The organism is Mesorhizobium sp. M4A.F.Ca.ET.050.02.1.1 (assembly GCF_003997725.1).
Lineage (GTDB): Bacteria > Pseudomonadota > Alphaproteobacteria > Rhizobiales > Rhizobiaceae > Mesorhizobium.
The window spans coordinates 1-2676 of record NZ_RZSG01000799.1 but is presented as its reverse complement, the minus strand read 5'-3'; the positions used below and the strand labels follow the sequence as shown (position 1 = coordinate 2676).

General features: G+C 64.8%; 3 protein-coding genes. All 3 read left to right on the top strand.

The genetic code is table 11. The features are described 5' to 3' along the window. Positions 1-512, top strand: a 512-nt coding sequence (locus EOA33_RS31325; RefSeq protein WP_145989389.1) for a response regulator transcription factor, incomplete at its 5' end; no start/stop codon positions are given. Positions 513-609: 97 nt separating this feature from the next. Further along, positions 610-1863: a flagellar hook protein FlgE gene (locus EOA33_RS31320; protein WP_126058473.1), complete on the top strand. Its 1254-nt coding sequence runs from the start codon at positions 610-612 to the stop codon at positions 1861-1863. Between the two features lie 30 nt (positions 1864-1893). After that, positions 1894-2676 (top strand): flagellar hook-associated protein FlgK (flgK, locus tag EOA33_RS31315; protein WP_127407389.1); only part of this gene is annotated, 783 nt, incomplete at its 3' end.

Below are 2676 nucleotides of genomic sequence, written 5' to 3'. Positions count from 1 at the left end.
TCACCGGCGACTGCCGCGAGGGTGCGATCTCGCCGCGACAGATCCGCGACCGCACTGGCGCACCGGTGATCGCGCTCAGCGAACAGCACTCGCTGGAAAACACGCTGCGGCTGTTCGAGAGCGGCGTCGACGACGTCATCCGCAAGCCGGTTCACATCCGCGAGATCCTGGCCCGCATCACCGCCATCCGCCGCCGCGCGCATGAGGACGTGACCTATACCGAGGTCGGCTCGATGCGCATCTTCATGGACGGCCGTGATCCGGAGATCGACGGCGAGCCGCTGCCTCTGCCGCGCCGCGAGCGACGCATCCTCGAATATCTCGCCAGCAACCGCGGCCGACGGGTCACCAAGACCCAGGTATTCAACGCCATCTACGGCATCTTCGACGAAGAGGTCGAGGAGAACGTGGTGGAAAGCCACATCAGCAAGCTGCGCAAGAAGCTGCGCGAAAAGCTCGGCCATGATCCGATCGATTCCAAGCGCTTCCTCGGCTACCGGCTGGTGTTCTGATGGCCGAAACCCGCGCCAGCCTCGCGCAAGACACGCGGCATAGGCTCGCGGCCACTGTCATGGGCCCCACCGTCGTGGGTATTGAGGAGACGTTTCGATGAGCCTCTACGGAATGATGCGGACCGGCGTCTCCGGCATGAACGCGCAGGCCAATCGCCTGTCCACGGTCGCCGACAACATCGCCAACTCCGACACTACGGGCTACAAGCGCTCCTCCGCCGAATTCTCGACGCTGATCATGCCGGGCACCGGCGGCGCCTACAATTCGGGCGGCGTCACGACGACGATCCGCTCCGCCATCAGCTCGCAAGGCGTGCTGCAATACACCACCTCGGTATCCGACCTTGCCGTAAACGGCGATGGCTTCTTTGTCGTGCAGGATCCGAGCGGCACGCCCTATCTGACCCGCGCCGGCGCCTTTGTCGCCGACGCCCAGGGCAGGCTGGTCAATGCCGCCGGCTATCAGCTGATGGCCTACAGCTACGCCAATGGCGATCCTGCGGCGACGGCCAACGGTTTCGAGGGCCTGGAGCCGGTGCAGATCTCCGACCAGGAAATGACCGCGACGCCGAGCACCGAAGGCGTCTTCAGCGGCAATCTGCCGGCGGGTGCCACCCCACCTGCGGGCGCCTTGCCGTCCAGCAACAGCGCGACCGCTGAATACACCTCGAAGTCGTCGCTGGTCGCCTACGACAATCTCGGCAACAAGGTGCTGCTCGACGTCTATTTCACCAACACCGGCTCAGGCGCCTGGGAGGTCTCGGTCTTCGACCAGTCCAAGGCCACGGCCGGCACGTCCTTCCCCTATACCGGCGGCGCGCTGGCCTCGGCCAACCTGACTTTCGACACCACCACCGGCAAGCTCACCGGCGCCACCACCGGCATCTCCTTCACCGTGCCGAACGGCTCCACCCTCGACCTCGACATGTCGAAGCTGACCCAGCTCGGCACCGGCTTCACGGTTTCCGAGGCCGAGGTCAACGGCAACGCGCCGAGCACGATCGAGAAAATCCAGATCGGCCAGGATGGCATCATCTACGCACAGTATGAGGACGGCTCCACCAAGCCGCTCTACAAGATCCCGCTGGCCGACGTGACGAGCCCGGACCGGCTCACCGCCCTGCCTGGCAACGTCTACGCGCAGAGCACCGATTCCGGCGCGGTGCGCATCGGCTTCGCCAATGAAGGCAAGCTCGGCTCGATCGTCTCCGGCGCGCTGGAAAATTCCAACGTCGATATCGCCGAGGAACTGACCAACATGATCGCGGCGCAGCGCAGCTACACCGCCAATTCGAAAGTCTTCCAGACCGGTTCCGACCTGATGGATGTCCTTGTCAACCTGAAGAGATAACTGTCGGGCCCCGGCCCGTGAAAGACCCGCATGTCGCTGACCTCCGCCTTGAGCATCGCACAGTCGGCGCTCCTGACCACCTCGAAGCAGACCAGCATCGTCTCGCGCAATGTCGCCGATGCTTCCAATAGCGACTATGCCCGCCGCACGGCTGTCGTCACCAGCACGGCGCCGGGCGCCCGCTCGGTGGAGATCCAGCGGGCGGCCAACGACCTCCTGTTCCGGCAGAATTTGAGCGCGCTCTCCGCATGGAGCGGCCAGAGCGCGCTTTACAGCGGCATGGACCAGCTGGAGCTGGCCGTCAACGGCGTCGACAACGCGTCCTCGCCCTCGACCGCGATCGCCAATCTGCAGCAGGCGCTGCAGCTCTACGCGACGACGCCGTCCAACCAGAATCTGGGCGCCAGCGTCATCGACGCGGCCAGGGACGTCGTGCGCTCGCTGAATGACGGCACCCAGGCGATCCAGGATTTCCGCACCCAGACCGACGGTCAGATCGCCACCGCGGTCGATGACCTCAACAAGCTGCTCAGCCAGTTCCAGGACGCCAACAAGGCCGTCATTTCCGGAACCCGTTCGGGCACCGACGTGTCCGACGCACTCGACCAGCGCGACGCGATCCTGAAGAAGATCGCCGAATATGTTCCCGTCTCCACCTTCACGCGCGGCGACAACGACATGGTCATCACCACCACGGACGGCACGACGCTGTTCGAGACGGTGACGCGCTCGGTGACCTTCACGCCCTCGTCCGGCTACACCGCCGGCACTCCCGGCAATACCATCTCCATCGACAACGTGACGCTCTCGGCC